Below are 20,670 nucleotides of genomic sequence, written 5' to 3'. Positions count from 1 at the left end.
TGAAACTTTCTGACCACTTAAAAAGACTAATGTATGTAAGCATCGATGTTAAAGCTTTGGTTAGGAGGAGAAAGATGGGAAAAACTATGAGTATATCATATCTAGATATAGATATAAAAAATGAATTAAGTGAAATTAAATTAATAAAAGAATCAATTAAAGGAAATAAGGAGTCTTTTGGAATTCTTATAAAAAATAATAAGGAATATTTGTATAAAATGGCTTTTTTATATGTTAAGGAGGAACAAGATGCTCTTGAGGTTATACACGAAACAGTGTATAGAGCGTTTTTAAATATTGAAAAATTAAAAAAGGCAAAATTCTTTAATACATGGATAACAAGAATTCTAATAAATGTATCAATTGATTTTCTAAAGAAAAAAGGAAAAAGTGAGATATTAGATAAAAGTACACCCATAATAAAAGAAAAATCTGAAGTATCAACAGAAGAAAAATTAGATTTATATAATGCAATAGATTTGTTAAATGATAATTATAAGACAGTAATAATTATGATGTACTTTAATGATATGAAAATAAAAGATATTGCAAAGGTTATGGAAATTCCAGAAAACACAGTTAAAACTTATTTGAGAAGAGCAAAACAAGCTTTAGGTGAGGTTTTAAAGGAGGGCTATTTGAATGAATAAAAAAGGTTTAGATAAGATAAATTTACCAGATAATTTAGATAATATTATAGATGATGCAATAAGTATGGCTGAGGAAGATAAAAAGAAAAATAGGAAAGGTAAAGGATATAAAAAAGTATTTAAAAATATTGCGGCAGGGATTGCTATAGTTACTATACTAGGGCTTGGTACAACTACTTTAACTTATGGAATACCAGAAATTAAGAATGCTTTTGAAAAAATACAAAATGAAATGTTGAATAAAGGTGATTACTCTAAATATGCAACAGAGGTTAATCAAACTGTTTATGATAATGGAGTTGGTATAACTTTATCAGAAATTCTTTGTGATGGACAGAATTTATATGTAACTTATATTGTTGAAAGTGAGGAACCTTTTAAATATATAAATTATGATTATGACCCAGTGAAAGACTATGATTTAACAAAGGAACAAGCTGAAGAAATAGTAAATACTCAAATGTTAGATGAATCATATTCTAAAGTTAGTTTTACACAAAAAAAATTAGATAATAGTGGAATTGCAGGACTAGAAGGAAAATATATAAATGAGCATACTTTTGTAGGCGTTGAAAAATATGATTTAACTACTTTGAATATGGAAATTCCTGTTAAATTTGATTTTGAAATAAATTATAAAAGACTAATAGTATCTTCATGGAACAGTGAAAGAGAAAAAGATCAAGAATTTAAAGGAAGTTGGAATTTTAAAGTGCCAGTTAAAGTTGATAAATCACTTACTAAAGAGATTAATGTTGATGATATAAATAAAGAGGGAATAGGAGTAAGTAAAGTTTATGAAACTCCATTTGAAATAAAAATTTTAACAAATCATCCTAAAGATACGGAGGTATTAAACTATATTGTTGAGGTATATGATAATAATGGAGATAGACTTAAGCTAGAATCACAAAAGTGGGAAGATGAGTATTCAATTGTAACATTATTTAAAGATGATAAGAAAATTAATACAATAAAAGTAGTATTTTATGATGAGTCTTTAAAAGCTATCGATGATGAAAATTTAGAAAAACATATAAGCTATTCTAAGGAAATAAATTTAAGAAATTAATTTTAAAATATATTTCAGTAACTAAATATAATTAATTAGTGGATAATATATTTAGTTTTAAAAGAAAGTACAATAGATAAGAGTAATATAATTTTAAAGAGATAAGCTGTGGTATAGATGTGTTACTATAGCTTATTTTTATTTCTTTAGGATAATTTAATAAAGTTAGTACTGAATGAAATAAAGTTCTAAGGAAAAACTTTTGAAAACGATAAATGAAAAGGTTGACATGACTTATACGTATATGTTAGTATAAATACATAAGATATACGTACAAGTTAAATGGAGGGGAAAAAGATGAGTAAGTTTGAAAAAGATGCAAAGTTACTAACCGAGTACATAGGTGGAAAAGAAAACGTAGCTTCAGTAACTCACTGTGCTACAAGAATGAGATTCGTTTTAAATGATACAAGCAAAGCAGATGTAGATAAGATAAAAGCCATTCCTTGTGTAAAAGGGACATTTACACAAGCGGGACAGTTTCAAGTAATTATTGGACCTGAAGTTTCAACTTTCTATAATGATTTTGTTGGACAAACAGGGATAGAAGGACAAAGTAAGGATGAAGTTAAGAAAGCTGCTAAGAAGAACATGAATATAGTTCAAAGAGCAGTGGCAGGACTAGCAGAAATATTTGCTCCATTAATACCAGCTATCATAGTTGGAGGTCTTATATTAGGATTCCGTAACGTAATTGGAGATATGAAACTATTTGAAGATGGAACAAAAAGCTTAATTGAAATATCTCAGTTCTGGGCAGGAACTCATAGTTTCTTATGGTTAATAGGTGAGGCTATATTCCACTTCTTACCTGTAGGGGTTGTTTGGTCTATTGCTAAGAAAATGGGTGCAGACCAAATGTTAGGAATAGTTATTGGTATAACATTAGTATCACCACAATTATTAAATGCATATAGCGCAGGTAGTGGGGCAGTAGCTCCAGTTTGGGACTTTGGATTCGCTCAGGTTCCAATGATAGGATATCAAGCACAAGTTTTACCAGCAATCATGGTTGGATTCACTTTTGTTTACTTAGAAAGATTCTTTAAGAAAATTACACCAGGTCCTATACAAATGATAATAGTACCATTCTTTTCAGTAATACCAACAGTATTATTAGCACACACTGTTTTAGGACCAATAGGTTGGAAAATAGGAAGTGTAATATCAGGAGTTATAGTAGCAGGTTTAACATCATCATTTGGATGGTTATTTGCAGGAATCTTTGGTATGATCTATGCACCATTAGTTATAACAGGATTACATCATACTTTATTACCAGTTGACTTACAACTTATAAGTGATATAGGTGGAACATTCTTATGGCCAATAGTTGCATTATCAAACATAGCTCAAGCATCAGCAGTTCTAGCTATGATATATGTAAATAGAAAAAATGAAGATGAAAAACAAATATCAATACCAGCATGTATTTCAGGATATTTAGGGGTAACTGAACCAGCAATGTTTGGTGTTAACTTAAAATACTTATATCCATTCATAGCATCTATGATTGGTGCAGGTGTAGCAGGTATGTTCTCAATGGCAATGGGATGTATGGCAAACTCAGTAGGAGTTGGTGGATTACCAGCAATCCTATCAATGCAACCATCTAGCATGTTAATGTATCTAATAGCAATGGGAATAGCAATAGTTGTACCATTTGTTTTAACAATAGTGTTCTCAAAGACAAAATTAGCTAACATGGCTTCAAAATAATATGAAAAGGGTGGGGGATGACTCCACCTTTTATGCTATCTAGTTTTTTATTTCTTGATTTAACTATAGTTCGATAATTATTGAATTTTACATCTAAATCAAGAAATCTAAAAGATAATAATAATTTAAGGCTTAATAAAATTTTTCGGTTGTACATGAATGATGAGATATTTGAATAAGCTTTTAGAATTTCATTTTTTCTGGATTAAAAAATACGTTAAGAAGTTACATTTGTTTGAAGCGTAGCGAGTTATGTAACTTTAGTATTTTTACGAAAGAAATAATAGAAATTCTTAGCGAAATTCAATAATCACAGAATTATGTACAACTGAAAAATTAAATACGCTTAATGAGAGTTGACAGAAAGAATAATTTAGAATATATTTAAGATAACTTATACGTACAAGTTGTGTGAGGTGTGAATTATGAAAGATTTTAAGAAAAGTGTTGTATATCAAATATATCCAAAATCATTTAAGGACTCTAATGGAGATGGTTTTGGAGATTTAAGAGGAGTAATTGAAAAATTAGATTATCTTAAAGAGTTAGGAGTAGATTATATTTGGATGACTCCTGTCTACGTATCTCCTCAAAAGGATAATGGGTATGATATAGCAGACTATTATAAAATAGATCCTAGATATGGGACTATGGAAGATTTTGAAGAATTAGTTAAAGAAGCTAAAAATAAAAATATAGATATTATGCTTGATATGGTATTTAATCATACTTCAACAGATCATGAATGGTTCCAAAGAGCTTTAAAAGGAGAAGAAAAATATAAGAATTATTATATTTTTAAAGAAGGCAAAAAGGGAGAACCACCTACAAATTGGATTTCAAAATTTGGAGGAAATGCTTGGGAGTATGTTGATGAGCTAGGAGAGTACTACTTACATTTATTTGATGTTTCACAAGCAGATTTAAATTGGGATAATCCAGAGTTAAGAGAGGAAATTTATAAGGTAGTAAACTTCTGGATAGATAAAGGAGTCAAAGGATTTAGATTAGATGTTATAAATTTAATTTCTAAACCAGAAAAATTTGAAAATGATTATGAAGGTGATGGAAGAAGATTCTATACTGATGGTCATAGAATACATGAGTATCTAAAAGAGCTTAATGAAAGAACTTTTGGTAAGGATGTAGACATAGTAACCGTTGGAGAAATGTCATCAACAACTATAGAAAATTGTATAAAATATTCTAATCCTAAAGAAAAAGAATTATCGATGGTATTCAATTTTCATCATTTAAAAGTTGATTATAAAGATGGACAAAAGTGGTCCTTAATGGATTTTGATTTTATTGAGCTTAAAAAAATATTTAATCATTGGCAAAGAGGAATGATCAATGGGGGAGGCTGGAATGCTGTTTTCTGGTGTAACCATGATCAACCAAGGGTTAATTCAAGATTTGGAAATGTTGAAGACTATCTTAATGAGTCCTCAAAAATGTTAGCTACTTCAATTCATATGATGAGTGGAACTCCTTATGTATATCAAGGAGAAGAAATTGGAATGACAAATCCAGAATTTAATAATATTGATGATTATAGAGATGTAGAATCAATAAATTATTTCAATATATTAAAAGAAGAAGGAATTGATGAAAAAGAGATAATGGAAATTCTTAAGAGTAAATCAAGAGATAATTCAAGAACTCCTGTTCAATGGAATGGAGAAAAGAATTCAGGGTTTACTACAGGAACTCCTTGGATAAATGTAGCTAATAACTATGATCAAATAAATGTTGAAAAAGCTTTAGAAGATAAGGATTCTGTGTTCTATCATTATAAGAAACTTATAGAACTTAGAAAAAATGAAGATGTAATAGCATATGGAGATTATGTTCAACTTTTAGAAAATCATCCTAAGATATATGCTTATGAAAGAAATTACAATGGTGAAAAGTTACTTGTTATAAATAACTTCTATGGAGAAGAGTGTTCATTAGATTTATCAAAAGAAATTGAAGAATTAGAAAAATATAATAAGTGTATTTTAATATCTAATTACAATTATAGCACTTTAGATTTATCTAGTTTAAATTTAAGACCATACGAATCAGTAGTTTATAAATTAAAAAAATAAAGAAAATAAAGAAAATAAGAAAAGCCTCGCTTAAATGAAAGTTATTTAAGGGAGGTTTTCAATTTGGAGGGGTATTTTAGCAAAAGTCGATTTTAGTTGGTTTTCTAAAATTAGTTAAAAATCGATAATTATCTAAAATAGGGTTTTATGTTAAAATATAAGTAAATTTAAATATAAAAAAGTTTTGTTAAAATAAGGCTAAGTGAAAGTATTAAGTTGATTTTAACTTTAAAGTTTAGAAATAATATAATTTATAATAACAGTTTAGGGAGAGTTAGAGATGTCTAGTAAGTATTTAAATATATATAACGAAATTGTTGGAAAAATAGATAGTGGTATTTTTGAAACAAATAGTAAGTTACCTTCAGAATCACAACTTATGGAGGAGTATGAAGTATCGAGGGATACTGTAAGAAAAGCTTTAAATTTATTAGAGCAAAATGGATATATTGAGAAGGCTAAAGGTAAGGGATCTTTTGTACTTGATATGAATAAGTTTAATTTTCCGGTTTCAGGAATAAAGAGTTTTAAAGAAATAGAGAAAAACTTAGGAAAGAAATGTGAAACAATAGTTGAAGAGTTAACTTTAAAAAATCCAAGTGAGAGTATAATGAAGAAGCTTGAGGTTTCACCTAATGAATATGTTTGGAGCTTAATAAGAACTAGAAATATAGATGGAGAAAAGATAATCTTAGATAAAGATTATTTAAATTCAGAGTTTGTTCCAAGATTAACTGAGGAAATCTGCAAAAATTCTTTATATGATTACATAGAAGGAGAGTTAGGATTAAAGATAGCTTATGCAGAAAAAGAAATAACAGTTCAAAAAGCTACGGAAGAAGATAGAAGGTTATTAGATTTAAGAGGATATGATATGGTGGCTGTGGTTAAAAGTTACACATACTTAGAAGGAAGAAATTTATTTCAATATACAGAATCAAGACATAGACCAGATAAGTTTAAGTTTGTAGATTTTGCAAGAAGATAAAAACAATTAATTTAGTTGTTAATTCCTTTGAAAATTATTTTTATAAAAAAGAAATATAATATCACATTCATAGTTGGTAAATACTTAGACAATAAACTATGAATTGTGATATTTTTTATAGAAAATTTTAAGAAATAATATAGCCATAAATACGTAATTAGCTATCTTATTATATAACTTTAATAATGCTTTTTACAGATAGTTGAAAGATAGAAATTAAATTATAATTTTTTAGATTTAAAAAATTTATACTAAAAATCCCTTGGATAAAAAATAAGTTAGGGGTAATAATAATTTTTAATGATTATTTCTGTTTTAAATAATAGACTAATAATTAAAAATTTAAATGGAGGTGAAGTAGTGGAAAAGTTTTATGGTCCTTTAGGGTTAGAAGGCTATGTATCAAAATACATAGATAAAAATGGATGTACTTTAGAAGAAGCTTGTAATGAGTTAGAAGTAAATGTTGAAGACATATTTAATAAATAGAGCTGAAAATAGATAAAAATAGCTGTATGTTAGTATCTAATACATTAATATTGAAATAAAAAAAGGAGAGTACAAATGTACTCTCTTTAATGTAATAATGTTTAACACCTAAAATAGCAAAGGAAAAAGTTTCGATGTAGTAAAGGCTAATTTAGGAAAGCCACTTAAGTATTAAACAACCTTTAAAAAGTTAATAATGTTTACAGCTTATTTATAAACCTTTTTAAAATTCATGTCAAATAAGTGAAATTAAATAATTTTAATATTGAAGGCTATATTTTGAAATTAAATCTATTTTAGCTAGTAAATATTATCTAAATAAGGAATGTATACATTTTACATTACCAAATCTTTAATATCCTAAAGTTAATGTGATTTTTGAATTTCCAGCCACTACTTCATCAGGAGAAATACTTTGTTTAGTTACAGATGGTCCTTCACCAACAAATTCACCTTTAAGTCCTAACTGATTAAGAAGTTTTTCAGCAGATTCTTTAGAATAGTTAGTGAAATCAGGAACAATAACATCACTATTTAAATTTGAGCTATCACCTGCAATTAAAGTTATCTTCGTATCTGGTGAGATTGGATAGCCTGTAGCAGGATTACTATCAACTATAAATTCACCTTCACCTTCTACAGTATAAGAAATTCCTAAATCTTTTAAAATTTTAGTCGCATCATTTACAGGTAAACCACAAACTTCAGGAATTATAACAGTTTCCTTTTGAGGAAGCTTTTCGTCTAATTTAAATTCTGTTAAATCTATATAGTTAAATATATTTTGGAATAGCATTCCTGCTAGTGGAGCAGCAACTCTACCACCATAATATTCTCCATTTTTAGGATTATCAACAGAGACCATTACGGATATTTGAGGGTTATCATAAGGGGCAAAGCCAACAAAGGAAGCAACATAGCCACCACCATAGCCACCAGTTTCAGGATTAACCTTTTGAGCAGTACCAGTCTTACCAGCCACTCCATAACCTTCTTTATAGGCAGATTTAGCAGAACCATTCTTAGCAGCATTGGCTAAGGCTGCATTTATTTGTTCAGCAGTCTCTTTGCTTATTATATTTTCTGTTTTCTTAGGTACAAAGCTCTCATCTATAACTCTTTCATTATTTTCATTTATATAACTTATTTCCTTAACTACATGAGGTTGAATTAATGTACCCCCATTAGCAACTGCATTAACGGCTGTCATAAATTGAATTGGATTAACTGTGTTAGTTTGTCCAAATGCAATAGTAGCAAGGTCCATATCAGTTATGTTTTCAGTTTTCTTAACAATTCCAGGAGATTCACCAGGTAAATCTACACCTGATTTTTTTCCAAGACCAAAATTTTTGATATATTTATTTAACTTTTCTGCACCTAATTTTTCTCCTAAATTCATAAAACCAACGTTACATGAATTCTGTATTATCTCTGTAAAGGTCTGAGTTCCATGACCTCCTCTTTTCCAACATTTAATAAATCTATCACCTTTTTGAAGGCCGCCTCCACAAGTATAGGTCTCATCTTTACCGGCTAATCCTTCTTCAACAGCGGCAGATGCTGTTATTATCTTAAAGATAGAACCAGGTTCAAAGGAATCTGAAACAGCTCTGTTTCTCCACATTTTTTGAATTCTATCTGATGAAGTGTTACCTGGGAAGTTTTCTGCTCCATCATAAGGTTTATTTGGATTAAAATCAGGTTTATTAGCCATTGCTAAAATTTCACCATTATTTGGGTTCATTATAATTACTGAAGTAGCATCGGCATTATTATGAATAAGGCCTATTTCAGCTATTTGCTCCGCAAAGTATTGGAGTTTTTCATCAATTGTTAAAACTACATCTTTACCATCTACAGGAGCAGTAAATCTAGAAATAGTATAAGGATAGTCAGCTCCATCTTTAACCATTTCAGTTATTTTTAATCCAGGAGTTCCTGCTAAAACACTATCGTATTTTAATTCAACACCATTCAATCCAACACCATCTGAATTGGTAGTTCCTAAGACATGGGAAAGGAAATTATCGTTAGGATAATATCTTTGAGTATCGGGGGAAACCATTACCCCAGGAATTTCAAGCTCTTTAACCTTATCTGCCTTATCTTTTTCTATTCTTCTAGCAACTATTGCAGCACCAGCAGGTGCACCAGAAGGAAGTCTAAATTCTATTTTCTTTAAAACAGCATCTTTATCCATCTCAAGAACCTTAGAGATTTCTAAAGCTAATTCATCATTGGTTTTTCCAGTTTTCTTTGTATAAGATCTGATTGCATTTAAGTTAAAGTCAACTCTGTAAAGATTTGAACTTACAGCAAGCTCATTTAAATCTCTATCAAGTATTTTTCCTCTTCTTGCAGATATTTTAACTTCGTTTGTCCACTGTTCAACAGCAAGTTCAGCATATTCTGGTCCCTTAACTACCATTACATAAGATAATCTAAGGCTTAAGACGAAAAACATAATTATAATAAACGCTAAGATAAACGAGAGTCGTTTCCTGATTACAGCCATATCTCTGTATAATCTTTTCAATATTTCATACCTCCTTCAAAAAAACTATATCTATACATAATATTAGTGGAAGGAAGATTTAATTATTAAATTCTAAAAAAAATTATAAATGGAATAAATTATTAATTATTAGAAATTCAGTAGAGATTGGATTAGTTTTTGTTTATTATTTACATATAAGGTTTTTGCATAAAAACATTTAGTGAAAAGTAGATTAAAAAAGAGTTGATTTTATAATATAGAAAAGGGGATGAGAAGGTTTGGATAATAGTAAAATTAAGAAGGGAAATTCCTTAGAAAGACGAAGAAAATTTTTAAGAAGAAGAATTATATTTTTTCTTGGTATTATATTATTCTTAGGAATCATTATTTTCTTTACTTTTTCGATTATAGGAAGAGAAGAAAGTTATAGAGATTTATATAATAAAAATCTTTCAAAAAGAGAGTTAGATAAAATGAGGGGAGATTTAAATATACAAGATGTTGAGTATAAGTGGGGAAATGGACTTAAGAAAGGAAATTATCCTAAAAGATTGATTATACATCATTCAGCTACAGATTCACCAAAGACTCCAGAGGAAATTCATAAATTCCATTTAGAAAAGGGATGGAGTGGAATCGGATATCATTTTTACATAAGAGAAGATGGAACAATTTATAAAGGACGGGATGAAAATATAATAGGTGCTCATGCTAAAAATGCAAATTATAACACCTTAGGTATATGTGTTGAGGGAAACTTTGAAAAAGAAGGATTAAATGAGGCACAGAGAAATTCTCTTATTAAACTAGGAACTTACTTAAGCTTAAAATATCCTATAAAAGATATAATTCCTCATAGAGATGTTGTGGATACTTTGTGTCCAGGAAGTCTTTTCCCTATGGATAATATAAAAAGTAGTATTATTGAGGAAATAAAAAAGATGTAGTGAATATTTAATTAGAATGGAAATTTATAAACTAAAAAGAGAATTGACAGTAAAATTTTAAAATGGTAATTTATAGACATAATTTAATATAAATTCTTCAGGGCAGGGTGGAATTCCCTACCGGCGGTAAAGCCCGCGAGCTAATATTTAGCATGATTCGGTGAAACTCCGAAGCCGACAGTAAAGTCTGGATGAAAGAAGAATATCTAATAGGTTATCTTTTTATTTGTGTATTTTTATATGCTAATAAAATAGATTATTATAACTTAGAATTTTTTGCTCTGAACTTTTGTTCAGAGCTTTTATTTTTGTTAAATTACTTAAACACTAATATTATTTTTATATAAAATGTTGTATCTCTATTATAAATAATCGGCATTTTATATAAGATTAATTGATGGTTTTCTTTTAAAGAAAATAAAGTAGTTTTAGCTTGAATTTCTGTTTTATATATTTTCTAAATGGATAACGAATAAAGCCCTGAGTATATTCAACTCAGGGCTTTAATTTTTATTAGGTAATTCTTTTTAAGTTGAAATTCAATTTGAAAATTTGAAATTCAATTTGAAAATTTGAAATTTTAAACTTACACATTTTAGATAAAAATGTGCTTCCCATAAGTAAGAATTTTGGAAGGAGAGGGTAACTTGGATGAATTTTTTATGAAAAAGGCTTTGGAATTAGCTAAAAAAGGTGAGGGATATGTAAATCCTAATCCTTTAGTAGGTGCTCTTATTGTTAAAGATGGAGAAATAATTGGACAGGGATATCATGAGTTTTTTGGAGGAAATCATGCTGAAATCAATGCAATAAATAGTGCTATTAAAGATGTTGAGGGTGCAACAATATATGTGACTTTAGAACCGTGTTGTCATTATGGAAAAACACCACCTTGTGTAGAAGCCATAAAGAGAAATAAGTTTAAAAGAGTTGTAGTTGGAACATTAGATCCGAATCCATTGGTTTCTGGAAAGGGCGTTAGGATTTTAAAAGAATCTGGAATAGAAGTTGAAGTTGGAGTATTAGAAGAAGAATGCTTAAGGTTAAATGAGATATTTAATTTTTATATAGAAAAAAATAAACCTTTTGTAGCAATTAAATGGGGGATGACTTTAGATGGAAAAATAGCAACAAAGGATTTTAACTCCAAATGGATAACCAATGAAAAATCTAGAGAGTTTGTTCATGGATTAAGGAAAAAGTATAGTTTAATAATGGTTGGTATAAATACTGTTTTGAAAGATAATCCAGATTTAAGATATAGGCTAAATGAAAGTGAAGCTAAAAACAAAAGAATAAAAAGAAATCACTTTAGAGTAATTCTTGATAGCAAACTTAGAATACCTTTAAGTGCAGAAGTATTAAAAAATCAAGATGAATCAAAAACATTAGTTTTCACAACTAATCAGAAGGATAAGGAAAAGTATTTTTCATTAAAAAATATAGGAATAGAGGTTTTAGAAGTAGATTCGTATAAGGGAAGAATTAATATTGACGAGGTTTTAGATATCTTAAAGAGAAAAAATATTGATTCTATTCTTATTGAAGGAGGAGGAAATTTAAATTTTTCTTTTTTAGAAAAGAGAAAGGTAAATAAGATATATGCTTTTGTAGCACCAAAAGTTTTTGGAGGAAGCAATGCTTTAAGTCCTGTTGAGGGAGAAGGAGTAAGTAAGGTTTGTGAGGCTTTTGAGTTTAAGAAGGTAAGTTTAAAGACCTTTAATAATGACGTTTTAATAGAATGTGATTTTATTTAAGAGGTAGAAAAAGGAGGTGAATTACATGTTTACAGGAATAATAGAGGAAGTTGGTGAGGTTTTTGCTATATATGGAGGAGAAAAATCTTCATTAGTAAAAATAAAATGCTCTAAGGTTTTAGAGGATACGAAAGTTGGAGACAGTATAGCTACTAATGGTGTTTGTTTAACCATAACAAACAAAGGAAATGATTTCTTTACAGCATATATTATGGGAGAAACTTTAAGAAGAAGTAATCTTGGAATATTAAAAAAAGGTTCTAAGGTTAATTTGGAGAGAGCTATGGGACTTAAGGATAGATTTAATGGACATATAGTAACTGGTCACATAGATTCAAAGGGAAAGATAGTTTTATTTAAGAAAGAAGCAGAAGCTATTTGGTTGGAAATCAATATACCTCATGAATTTAGTAAATATATAGTTTACAAAGGATCAATAGCTATTGATGGAATAAGCTTAACTGTTGCAGAGGTTAAAGGAGATAATTTTAAGGTTTCACTTATTCCCCATAGTCAAGAGGAGACAACTTTAATAAAGAAAAATATTGGAGAATTAGTAAATATAGAGTGTGATACTATTGGAAAATATGTTGAAAAGCTTTTAGGATTTAAGGAATATGTGGGAGAAAAGAAAAAATCATCTTTATTAGAGAATTTATTACGTAGTAATGGATTTATGTAAAAAATTTGATGGCCTTTTATAGAGAAGTTTTTGCAAGAAAAATATACTTTTAATATTTTGAAAGGTGGTGTAGGGGAAGTGGATTCCCTTAAGAATATGAGAGATTTTAATTTAATAGAAGAGGCAATAGAAGATATAAAGAATGGAAAGATAGTTATTGTTATTGATGATGAAGGAAGAGAAAATGAAGGAGATTTAGTTATGGCTGGTGAGCTTATAACTGGAGAAAAAATAAACTTCATGGCTACTTATGGAAAAGGGCTAATATGTGCTCCAATAAGTGAGGAGATTGCAGAGAAACTTAGTTTAAATCCAATGGTTTCACATAATACAGATAATCATGAGACTGCATTTACCGTATCCATAGATTATACGGAGACAACTACAGGAATTTCAGCCTTTGAGAGAGCTGATACGATTAGATACTTAGTTAGTGAGAATAGTAAGCCTGATGATTTTAGAAGACCGGGACATGTATTTCCTTTAATAGCTAAAAATGGTGGGGTGTTAAAGAGAGCAGGACATACAGAAGCAGCCATTGATTTAGCTAAGTTAGCAGGTCTAAAAGAAGTTGGAGTTATTTGTGAAATAATGAAAGATGATGGAACAATGGCTAGAACAGAAGAGTTATTAGAATTTGCTAAGGAACATAATATGAAAATAATAACCATAGAGGATTTAATAGCTTATAGGACTGAAAGAGATAATTTTGTTGAAAGAGTTGTTGAAACAAATATGCCAACTAAACAGGGTGATTTTAAGGCTATTGGATTTATAGATAAGCTTACAGGAGAGCATCATGTAGCTTTAGTTAAAGGAGAAATTAAATCAGATAAGCCAGTTTTATTAAGAGTACATTCAGAATGTTTAACTGGAGATGTCTTTGGTTCAAGAAGATGTGATTGTGGAGAACAATTTGAAAGAGCAATGGAAAAAATCAATGAAGAGGGAAATGGAATACTTCTTTATATGAGACAAGAGGGAAGAGGGATTGGACTTATAAATAAGTTAAAAGCGTATAAACTTCAAGACGAAGGATTAGATACAGTTGAGGCAAATTTAGCATTAGGTTTTCCAGAAGATCTTAGAGATTATGGTGTTGGAGCACAAATATTAAAAGAATTAGGAGTAAGAGAAATAAGGCTTATAACTAATAACCCTAAGAAAATAACTGGATTAGAGGGATATGGACTTAAAATTGTTGAGAGAGTTCCAATTGAGATAAAATGTAATGAAAAAAATAAGTTTTATTTAGAAACTAAAAAAGAGAAAATGAATCATTTAATAATGCAGTAATTTTAAAAGTTGGTTATGTTCTAGGGAAGTATTGATTTTTAGCTAACTCTTTAGATCTATCTAAAAATCAACACTAGTTTAAAATAGAGACTAAAAGTTTTACTTTTATTAAAAAATATAATGTTTAAAGGAGATAATTGAAATGAAAGTTTTAGAAGGTAATTTAGTTGGACAAGGTAAAAAATTTGCTATGGTGGCAGGAAGATTTAATGAGTTTATTGTTTCTAAACTTATAGGAGGAGCTGCCGATGCCTTTAAGAGACATGGCGTTAATGAAGAGGATATAGAATTAGCATGGGTACCTGGAGCTTTTGAAATACCTTTAGTGGCTAAGAAGTTAGCCAAGTCTGGAAATTACTCTGCTGTGGTATGTTTAGGAACAGTAATAAGAGGAGCAACAAGCCATTATGATTATGTATGTAGTGAAGTTTCAAAAGGAATAGCTCATGTTAGTTTAGAGACTGAAGTGCCAGTAATATTTGGAGTTGTTACAACTGAGAACATAGAACAAGCTATTGAAAGAGCTGGAACTAAGGCTGGAAATAAAGGTTTTGATGCAGCAGTAGCAGCAATAGAGATAGCAAATCTTTTAGAAAATATTTAAAGATTCAGGCTATGTTTTAAAAATCAACATTTATCTAAAGCAAAGCTAAATTTTATTTAGGATTTAAGTGAAAAAATATGGCTATATTAAAATAAATAATTTTTATTTTGATATAGCCATTTATTTTAAGTTTAAATGTTAACCTTCAAGTATTTTTACATAAAAAGTTCTATTTCTTGGACCATCAAAATCGCAGAAATAAACATCTTGCCATTGGCCTAGAATAAGTCTTCCTCTATGTAGTATTAATTGTTGAGAAGCTCCTACGGTAGAGCTTTTTAGGTGTGAGTGAGAATTGCCTTCAAAGTGTCTATATTTAGAATCATTAGTTGGATAAATCTTTTCAAATCCATAAATCAAATCTTTAACCACGTCAGGATCTGCATTTTCATTTATTGTTATTCCTGCAGTAGTATGTGGACAATAAACAACAACAATTCCATTTTCAATATTACTGTTTTTAATATCCTCTCTTATATAAGATGTAATTTTACTCATACTCTGAGGTGTATGAGTTTCTAGTGTATGCTTAAAAAAATTATTCATAAAAACACCCCTCTAAATCTTAGTATATACAAATTATATAACAAATAGCTATTTAGGTTATGATTTATTTCAAACTAAATATGATTTTTAAACTATAAAATTTAAAAAAGATAGTTAGTATAGAATCAGTAATTTTATAGTTGAAAATAGTGCTGTTAGGTAAATGAGAATTCTCAGAGATTATAATAATTGTTCTTAAAATTAACAAATAAAAAACTTTGTAAAAAATGATAGGTTTTTATATTCCAATTCGTATATAAATAGTGTACTAGTACTTAGGGGAATTAAATTAGGAGGAAATAGGGAATATGGAAGATAGCCTTATTATAAAATACATTAAACTAAAGAAAGAAGAAGGAATAGATATGCTTATAGATAAATATTCTCCACTTATTAAGGGAGTTATTAGAAAGTATTTATTTAATTTAAGGGAATATGAGGAAGAATGTTTGAATGATATACTTCTTTCAGTTTGGAATAATATAGAGAGTTTTGATGAGAGAAAAAATACTTTTAGAAATTGGATAATATCAGTTTCTAAATATAGAGCAATTGATTATAAGAGAAAGCATATTAAAGAAGTAGAAAATTTAGAAATAGATCTAAATATGATTCAGGATTCAATAAGTGTTGAGGCTGATATTTTAAGAGAGGAACTTCAAGAAGATGTATATGCACTTTTAAAAAATCTTAATCACAAAGATAGAGAAGTTTTTATTAAGTATTATATTGAAGAGTTAGAACTTAAAAATATATCTAAAGTTATGAATATTAAAGAATCTACATTATACAACAGGCTTTCAAGAGGAAGAAAAAAACTTAGAAAATTGATTCACTTATATGATTTTTAGGGAGAGTTGGGTATGAAAAAAGATAAATTTAGAATTTTAAATGGTTTAGATAATAGTAAAGATAAAATAGATGAAATAAATCTTAGTGAGGTTGAAAAGAATTCCTTAAAGTTAAAAATGAGAGGAATCATAAATGAAGACAATAAGCTAAAGAATATAAAAAAGAAAAATAGAAATAAAATAATAGCCGCTTCAGTTTCATTTATTATTGTAGGAACTTGTATTTTAAATAGTGAAAATGTAAGAGCTAGTATGACTTCTTTAGGAAAGAAAATCGAAAGTTATTTTGGAAAAGAGAAGGATTCATTAAAGTCATACAAGGAAGAGGTTTTAAAATCAGTAGAAGATAAAGGAATAACTTTTTCTTTAAATGAACTTATTTTAAATGATGAAGAGCTAGTAGTAAGTATGATGGTTGATTATGGAGACTTTGATTTTGAAAGTGTTGGAATAAAAGAAAGTAAAGCAGATAATGTCTCAGTATATCCTTATGCAGGAATTGCAATAACTTCAAATGGACAAGAGATTGATATAACAGGTATGGGTGGAAGTTATGATTATAATGAAGAAAATAAAGTAAGTAATGTAATTATGCACTTTGATATGACTGGTGCTGATTTAGAGAAAGATTATAATATTAAGTTTAATGTAGATGATATGGTATTAAATGAAAGGTTTAAGGATGAGAAATTTGTTAAGGGAAATTGGACTTTAGACGCTGATTTTAATGGAAAGAAATTAAAAGAAAAAGTAGAAGTAATAAATATAGATAAAACCATGAACATTGAGAAGTATGGACATGTTGACTATGTATTAACTGAGATAAGAAAAACACCAGCTTCAACAGTTATAAAATATGATTACAAAGAGCCATCAGAAATTATTGAAGAGGGAGAAAAGCATAGATATATTGAGTTAGAATTTTATGATGAGAATGGAAAAAAATTAGATTTTTTAAGTAAAGGAGGAAGCTGTGAAAAAGGTTTTTCTTATGAATATAAAGGAAATAAAGAGCTTAACAGAATAAAGGTTGTTCCAGTATTATATGAAGAGAGAAATGCCTTTTTAAAGTTTATAGGAATGGGATTTAAGAGCACTAGGTTAACAGAAAAAGAATTTTATATTGATTTAAAATAGTTTTTATTAGGCTATGTTTTTAAGTGAATGTTGATTTTTAGATAGTATGACAGACCTATCTTAATTTTGACAATAGTTTAAAACATGGTCTTTTTTTAATTTGAGTTAGTAGGTAGTTAAAAATTAAAACTAAATTATAAAATTCCTTATTAAAAGGAAACACAAATTTTTTGGCTTTTAATTATTTTTAGGATTAATATTAAAGCTTTTGGATAGAATCACATATGAAGAATTTATATTGGAGGAAGTAGTATGTTTGATTTTATTTTTGACAAAGAAGATAAGGCCATGAGAGAAATGAACTTAATGGAGGAGAGAAAATTTATAATGATGTTTCTTACGTATATGTATTTGTAATTTATAGTAGTAATAGTTACTAATTATAAATATATAAAATTAAAATGTTTAAATATTAAAAATACTATTTAATAATTTTATGAAATTAAAATTATTTCTAGTGAATTAATTTTAATTTATTATTAAGAGGATTTAAAATAAGAGAGAATTGTATATTATAAATTTACTTTGTGAATAATAAGTAAGGAAATTGTGAGAAAAAATTACCACTATATGCTAATATATATTTAATATTGAGATTATTTAAATTTAGGGAGGAATTCAATATGTATACTATAATGGCAATAAAATTATCACCTAGAACAACTGTGGCACCTAAAGTTCAAGAGATATTAACTAGATATGGTTGTATAATACATACTAGAATAGGATTACATGAAGCTACTGAAAATACATGTTCAACTTCAGGTCTTATTCTTTTAAACCTTACACCAAACGAAAAAGAGGAAATAGAAAATCTAGATAAAGAGTTAAATTCTTTAGAAGATGTAACTGCTAAAATATTAAATCTTTAATAATCAATTACTTATTAAAAATCACCATGATTTATATTATGGTGATTTTTTAATGATAATTTATAGAAATTATCATTAAAATTAATATACTCAAAATTTTCAATAATTTAGTAAATAAATTGCATGTAAACGTTAATTGGTAGATGTTAATATTAAATTGTAAGAAAAAGGTGAGATTACTATATAAGACTTTAAAAGTCATACAGTAGGGTAAATGGAGGAGAGAATTATGGGAGAATTAAAAGGAAGAGTTACAATACCGACTGATTCCAATATGAAAGAAGAGATAAAAGGTATTATAGATAAATGGGGAGCTGATGCCTTAAGAGACTGCGATGGAACAAAGCTTTCTAAGGACATAGTTGACTTAGGTGTTAAGTTATATTCTACATACTTAACAGTTAGAAGTGATCAGGATTGGGCTAGAGAGAACAAAGATGAGTTACAACAGCTTTACTTAATGTCAGAACCTGTTATTGCTAAATCAGAAAAAACTGAAATAAAAATATTAGCTGGATATTATTATCAGCAATTTGAAATAGATAAAGTTCATGATGAAAAGAAATGGTGGGAAGTTATAGATAGAACTACTGGAGAAGTTATAGAACCTTCAAAATGGAGTTTTGATAAAGAAAGTGAAATCTTAACTGTTGAAGAAACTACACCTTATCATGAATATACAGTAAATTTCTTAGTTTATATGGTTTGGGATCCAACTCAAATGTATAACCATATAACTAACGATTGGGGCGATAAAGCTCATGAAATGCCTTATGATTGTAGACAAGCTAAAACTAGTGTACATGTTAAAGAGGCTTTAAAGAAGTGGATAGGCGAAAATCCAGAAGTTGATGTAGTTAGATTTACAACATTCTTCTATCACTTCACATTATGCTTTAATGAAGTTGCTAAGGAGAAGTTTGTTGATTGGTTTGGATATAGTTCATCAGTAAGTCCACTTGCTTTAGAACAGTTTGAAGAAGAAAAAGGGTATAAGTTAAGACCTGAAGATATAGTTGATGCTGGTTATTATAATTCAACATTTAGAGTACCGACAAAACAATATAAGGATTTCATAGATTTCCAATGTCAACATGTTTCAAAAATGGCTAAAGAGTTAGTTGATTTATGTCATGAAAATGGAAAAGAAGCAATGATGTTCTTAGGTGATAACTGGATAGGAACAGAGCCTTATGGAAAGTATTTCCCAAGTATAGGAATAGATGCCGTAGTTGGTTCAGTAGGCAATGGAACAACTATGAGAATGATTGCTGATATTCCAGGAGTTAAGTACACAGAAGGAAGATTCTTACCATATTTCTTCCCAGATGTATTTAATGAAACAGGGGATCCTGTTGGGGAAGCTAGAGAGAATTGGTTACAAGCAAGAAGAGCCATATTAAGAAGTCCATTAGATAGAATAGGATATGGTGGATATTTAGGTCTTGCAGTTAAATTCCCAAAGTTTGTTGAGCAAGTTGAAAAGATATGCGATGAATTTAGAGAAATTCATGATACTATAAAGGGAACTAAAGCTTACACAACACCATTTAAGGTTGGAGTATTAAACTGTTGGGGTAAATTAAGAAGTTGGCAAACACAACAAGTAGCTCATGCTTTATGGTATAAAGAGATATATTCATATGCTGGAATAGTTGAATGTTTAAGTGGTATGCCTGTAGAAGTAGAGTTTATAAGTTTTGATGATATATTAGAAAATGGTATTCCAAATGATATTGGAGTTATGATAAATGCTGGAGATGCTTATACTGCTTGGAGTGGTGGAGAGTATTGGAAAAATCCTAAATTAGTTTCTATGATTAGAAATTGGGTTAATAATGGTGGAGGATTCATAGGTGTTGGAGAACCAACTGCAATACATTATGAAAATAAGTTCTTCCAGTTAGCAGATGTTTTAGGAGTAGATAAAGAGGTTGGATTCAGTTTAAGTACAAGAAAGTATAATGAATTAAATCCACATCATTTCATAACAGAAGAAATTGGAGAGTTACCAATAGATTTTGGTGAAGGAATGAAAGGTGTTTATGGAAAGGGAGATAGTTACCAAGTTATAAGAATGGATTTTGGTAATGAGCATTGCACTAAGAATAATTTTAGAGGAGATACAACTTGTGCTGTAAACACATATGGAAAAGGTAGAAGTGTTTATTTTGCAGGATTCCCATACACTCCAGAAAATTGCAGAATTTTATTAAGAGCAATTTATTGGGCTGCAAGTAAAGAAGATGAAATGAAAAAATTCTATGTAACTAATATAGATACTGAGTGTGCTGCATTCTTAGAAGTAGGAAAGATGGCTGTAATAAACAACACTCAAGAAGAAAAGGTTACAGATGCATATATAAATGGTGTTAAGGTTGAAACTTTAACTTTAGCTCCTATGGAAATTAGATGGCTAGATATAAATAAATAAGCTTTTTCTTTTAATTCCCTTATATTAAAGGTC

The 20,670-nt window shown here is 28.7% G+C and carries 17 protein-coding genes and 1 riboswitch; of the genes, 15 read left to right on the top strand and 2 right to left on the bottom strand.

Annotated elements, in window-relative coordinates:
- Nucleotides 1-74: 74 nt before the first annotated feature.
- The 6 genes from OIF33_RS11290 to OIF33_RS11265 all read left to right on the top strand — a co-directional run bounded on the left by OIF33_RS11290 (nt 75) and on the right by OIF33_RS11265 (nt 7,011).
- Complete coding sequence (locus tag OIF33_RS11290) at nt 75-650, top strand: sigma-70 family RNA polymerase sigma factor (protein WP_322504361.1); 576 nt, start codon at nt 75-77, stop codon at nt 648-650.
- A complete protein-coding gene (locus OIF33_RS11285; RefSeq protein WP_322504360.1) occupies nt 643-1,722 on the top strand; it encodes a DUF4179 domain-containing protein in 1,080 nt (359 codons plus the stop codon). The genes OIF33_RS11290 and OIF33_RS11285 overlap by 8 nt, the downstream gene beginning before the upstream one ends.
- 297 nt (nt 1,723-2,019) lie before the next feature.
- Nucleotides 2,020-3,441 (top strand): PTS system trehalose-specific EIIBC component, encoded by a 1,422-nt coding sequence (gene treP, locus OIF33_RS11280; protein ID WP_322504359.1) that lies wholly within the window; start codon nt 2,020-2,022, stop codon nt 3,439-3,441.
- 425 nt (nt 3,442-3,866) lie between these two features.
- Nucleotides 3,867-5,534: an alpha,alpha-phosphotrehalase gene (gene treC / locus OIF33_RS11275; RefSeq protein WP_322504358.1), complete on the top strand. Its 1,668-nt coding sequence runs from the start codon at nt 3,867-3,869 to the stop codon at nt 5,532-5,534.
- 280 nt (nt 5,535-5,814) lie between these two features.
- Nucleotides 5,815-6,522, top strand: a complete 708-nt coding sequence (gene treR, locus OIF33_RS11270; RefSeq protein ID WP_322504357.1) for a trehalose operon repressor — start codon at nt 5,815-5,817, stop codon at nt 6,520-6,522.
- Nucleotides 6,523-6,882: 360 nt separating this feature from the next.
- Nucleotides 6,883-7,011: a hypothetical protein gene (locus OIF33_RS11265; RefSeq protein WP_322504356.1), complete on the top strand. Its 129-nt coding sequence runs from the start codon at nt 6,883-6,885 to the stop codon at nt 7,009-7,011.
- Between the two features lie 352 nt (nt 7,012-7,363).
- On the opposite strand, the gene OIF33_RS11260 is transcribed toward OIF33_RS11265, so the two are convergent.
- A complete protein-coding gene (locus tag OIF33_RS11260) occupies nt 7,364-9,550 on the bottom strand; it encodes a stage V sporulation protein D (RefSeq protein ID WP_322504355.1) in 2,187 nt (728 codons plus the stop codon).
- A gap of 239 nt (nt 9,551-9,789) precedes the next feature.
- Here OIF33_RS11260 and OIF33_RS11255 point away from each other — a divergent pair, with 239 nt between their 5' ends.
- The 5 genes from OIF33_RS11255 to ribE all read left to right on the top strand — a co-directional run bounded on the left by OIF33_RS11255 (nt 9,790) and on the right by ribE (nt 14,797).
- Nucleotides 9,790-10,458 carry a peptidoglycan recognition family protein gene (locus OIF33_RS11255; RefSeq protein WP_322504354.1) on the top strand — a complete coding sequence of 223 codons (669 nt, stop codon included), beginning with the start codon at nt 9,790-9,792 and terminating at the stop codon, nt 10,456-10,458.
- 89 nt (nt 10,459-10,547) lie between these two features.
- Nucleotides 10,548-10,665, top strand: a riboswitch (FMN riboswitch).
- Between the two features lie 440 nt (nt 10,666-11,105).
- On the top strand, nt 11,106-12,215 hold the full coding sequence (ribD, locus tag OIF33_RS11250; RefSeq protein WP_322504353.1) for a bifunctional diaminohydroxyphosphoribosylaminopyrimidine deaminase/5-amino-6-(5-phosphoribosylamino)uracil reductase RibD: 1,110 nt from the start codon (nt 11,106-11,108) through the stop codon (nt 12,213-12,215).
- A 25-nt stretch (nt 12,216-12,240) separates the two neighbouring features.
- A complete protein-coding gene (locus tag OIF33_RS11245) occupies nt 12,241-12,897 on the top strand; it encodes a riboflavin synthase (RefSeq protein WP_322504352.1) in 657 nt (218 codons plus the stop codon).
- Nucleotides 12,898-12,993: 96 nt separating this feature from the next.
- Nucleotides 12,994-14,193, top strand: a complete 1,200-nt coding sequence (locus tag OIF33_RS11240) for a bifunctional 3,4-dihydroxy-2-butanone-4-phosphate synthase/GTP cyclohydrolase II (protein WP_322504696.1) — start codon at nt 12,994-12,996, stop codon at nt 14,191-14,193.
- Nucleotides 14,194-14,335: 142 nt separating this feature from the next.
- Complete coding sequence (ribE, locus tag OIF33_RS11235; protein ID WP_322504351.1) at nt 14,336-14,797, top strand: 6,7-dimethyl-8-ribityllumazine synthase; 462 nt, start codon at nt 14,336-14,338, stop codon at nt 14,795-14,797.
- A 138-nt stretch (nt 14,798-14,935) separates the two neighbouring features.
- Here the strand turns inward: ribE and OIF33_RS11230 are convergent, their stop codons facing one another.
- Nucleotides 14,936-15,343 carry a secondary thiamine-phosphate synthase enzyme YjbQ gene (locus OIF33_RS11230; RefSeq protein WP_322504350.1) on the bottom strand — a complete coding sequence of 136 codons (408 nt, stop codon included), beginning with the start codon at nt 15,341-15,343 and terminating at the stop codon, nt 14,936-14,938.
- Between the two features lie 308 nt (nt 15,344-15,651).
- Between OIF33_RS11230 and OIF33_RS11225 the strand changes: the two genes are divergently transcribed.
- From OIF33_RS11225 to gnpA, 4 genes are all read left to right on the top strand, one after another.
- Nucleotides 15,652-16,194 (top strand): sigma-70 family RNA polymerase sigma factor, encoded by a 543-nt coding sequence (locus OIF33_RS11225; RefSeq protein ID WP_322504349.1) that lies wholly within the window; start codon nt 15,652-15,654, stop codon nt 16,192-16,194.
- Nucleotides 16,195-16,206: 12 nt separating this feature from the next.
- Entirely contained in the window at nt 16,207-17,331 is a 1,125-nt protein-coding gene (locus OIF33_RS11220; RefSeq protein ID WP_322504348.1) for a DUF4179 domain-containing protein, read from the top strand.
- A gap of 623 nt (nt 17,332-17,954) precedes the next feature.
- Nucleotides 17,955-18,203 (top strand): hypothetical protein, encoded by a 249-nt coding sequence (locus OIF33_RS11215; RefSeq protein WP_322504347.1) that lies wholly within the window; start codon nt 17,955-17,957, stop codon nt 18,201-18,203.
- Between the two features lie 229 nt (nt 18,204-18,432).
- Nucleotides 18,433-20,637, top strand: coding sequence for a 1,3-beta-galactosyl-N-acetylhexosamine phosphorylase (gnpA, locus tag OIF33_RS11210; protein WP_322504346.1), 2,205 nt, complete (start codon nt 18,433-18,435; stop codon nt 20,635-20,637).
- Nucleotides 20,638-20,670: the final 33 nt, after the last annotated feature.

This window comes from Clostridium sp. LIBA-8841 (assembly GCF_034439435.1).
In the GTDB taxonomy this organism is placed as follows: Bacteria; Bacillota; Clostridia; order Clostridiales; family Clostridiaceae; genus Sarcina.
The sequence above is the reverse complement of the archived record's forward strand: the minus strand, read 5'-3'. Positions and strand labels throughout refer to the sequence as shown.

Bases quoted from the DNA above. Each gene is read 5' to 3' on its own strand.
- OIF33_RS11290 (WP_322504361.1), top strand. From the start codon at position 75: ATGGGAAAAACTATGAGTATATCATATCTAGATATAGATATAAAAAAT.
- OIF33_RS11285 (WP_322504360.1), top strand. From the start codon at position 643: ATGAATAAAAAAGGTTTAGATAAGATAAATTTACCAGATAATTTAGAT.
- treP (WP_322504359.1), top strand. From the start codon at position 2,020: ATGAGTAAGTTTGAAAAAGATGCAAAGTTACTAACCGAGTACATAGGT.
- treC (WP_322504358.1), top strand. From the start codon at position 3,867: ATGAAAGATTTTAAGAAAAGTGTTGTATATCAAATATATCCAAAATCA.
- treR (WP_322504357.1), top strand. From the start codon at position 5,815: ATGTCTAGTAAGTATTTAAATATATATAACGAAATTGTTGGAAAAATA.
- OIF33_RS11245 (WP_322504352.1), top strand. From the start codon at position 12,241: ATGTTTACAGGAATAATAGAGGAAGTTGGTGAGGTTTTTGCTATATAT.
- OIF33_RS11240 (WP_322504696.1), top strand. From the start codon at position 12,994: ATGAGAGATTTTAATTTAATAGAAGAGGCAATAGAAGATATAAAGAAT.
- ribE (WP_322504351.1), top strand. From the start codon at position 14,336: ATGAAAGTTTTAGAAGGTAATTTAGTTGGACAAGGTAAAAAATTTGCT.
- OIF33_RS11230 (WP_322504350.1), bottom strand. From the start codon at position 15,343: ATGAATAATTTTTTTAAGCATACACTAGAAACTCATACACCTCAGAGT.
- OIF33_RS11225 (WP_322504349.1), top strand. From the start codon at position 15,652: ATGGAAGATAGCCTTATTATAAAATACATTAAACTAAAGAAAGAAGAA.
- OIF33_RS11220 (WP_322504348.1), top strand. From the start codon at position 16,207: ATGAAAAAAGATAAATTTAGAATTTTAAATGGTTTAGATAATAGTAAA.
- OIF33_RS11215 (WP_322504347.1), top strand. From the start codon at position 17,955: ATGTATACTATAATGGCAATAAAATTATCACCTAGAACAACTGTGGCA.
- gnpA (WP_322504346.1), top strand. From the start codon at position 18,433: ATGGGAGAATTAAAAGGAAGAGTTACAATACCGACTGATTCCAATATG.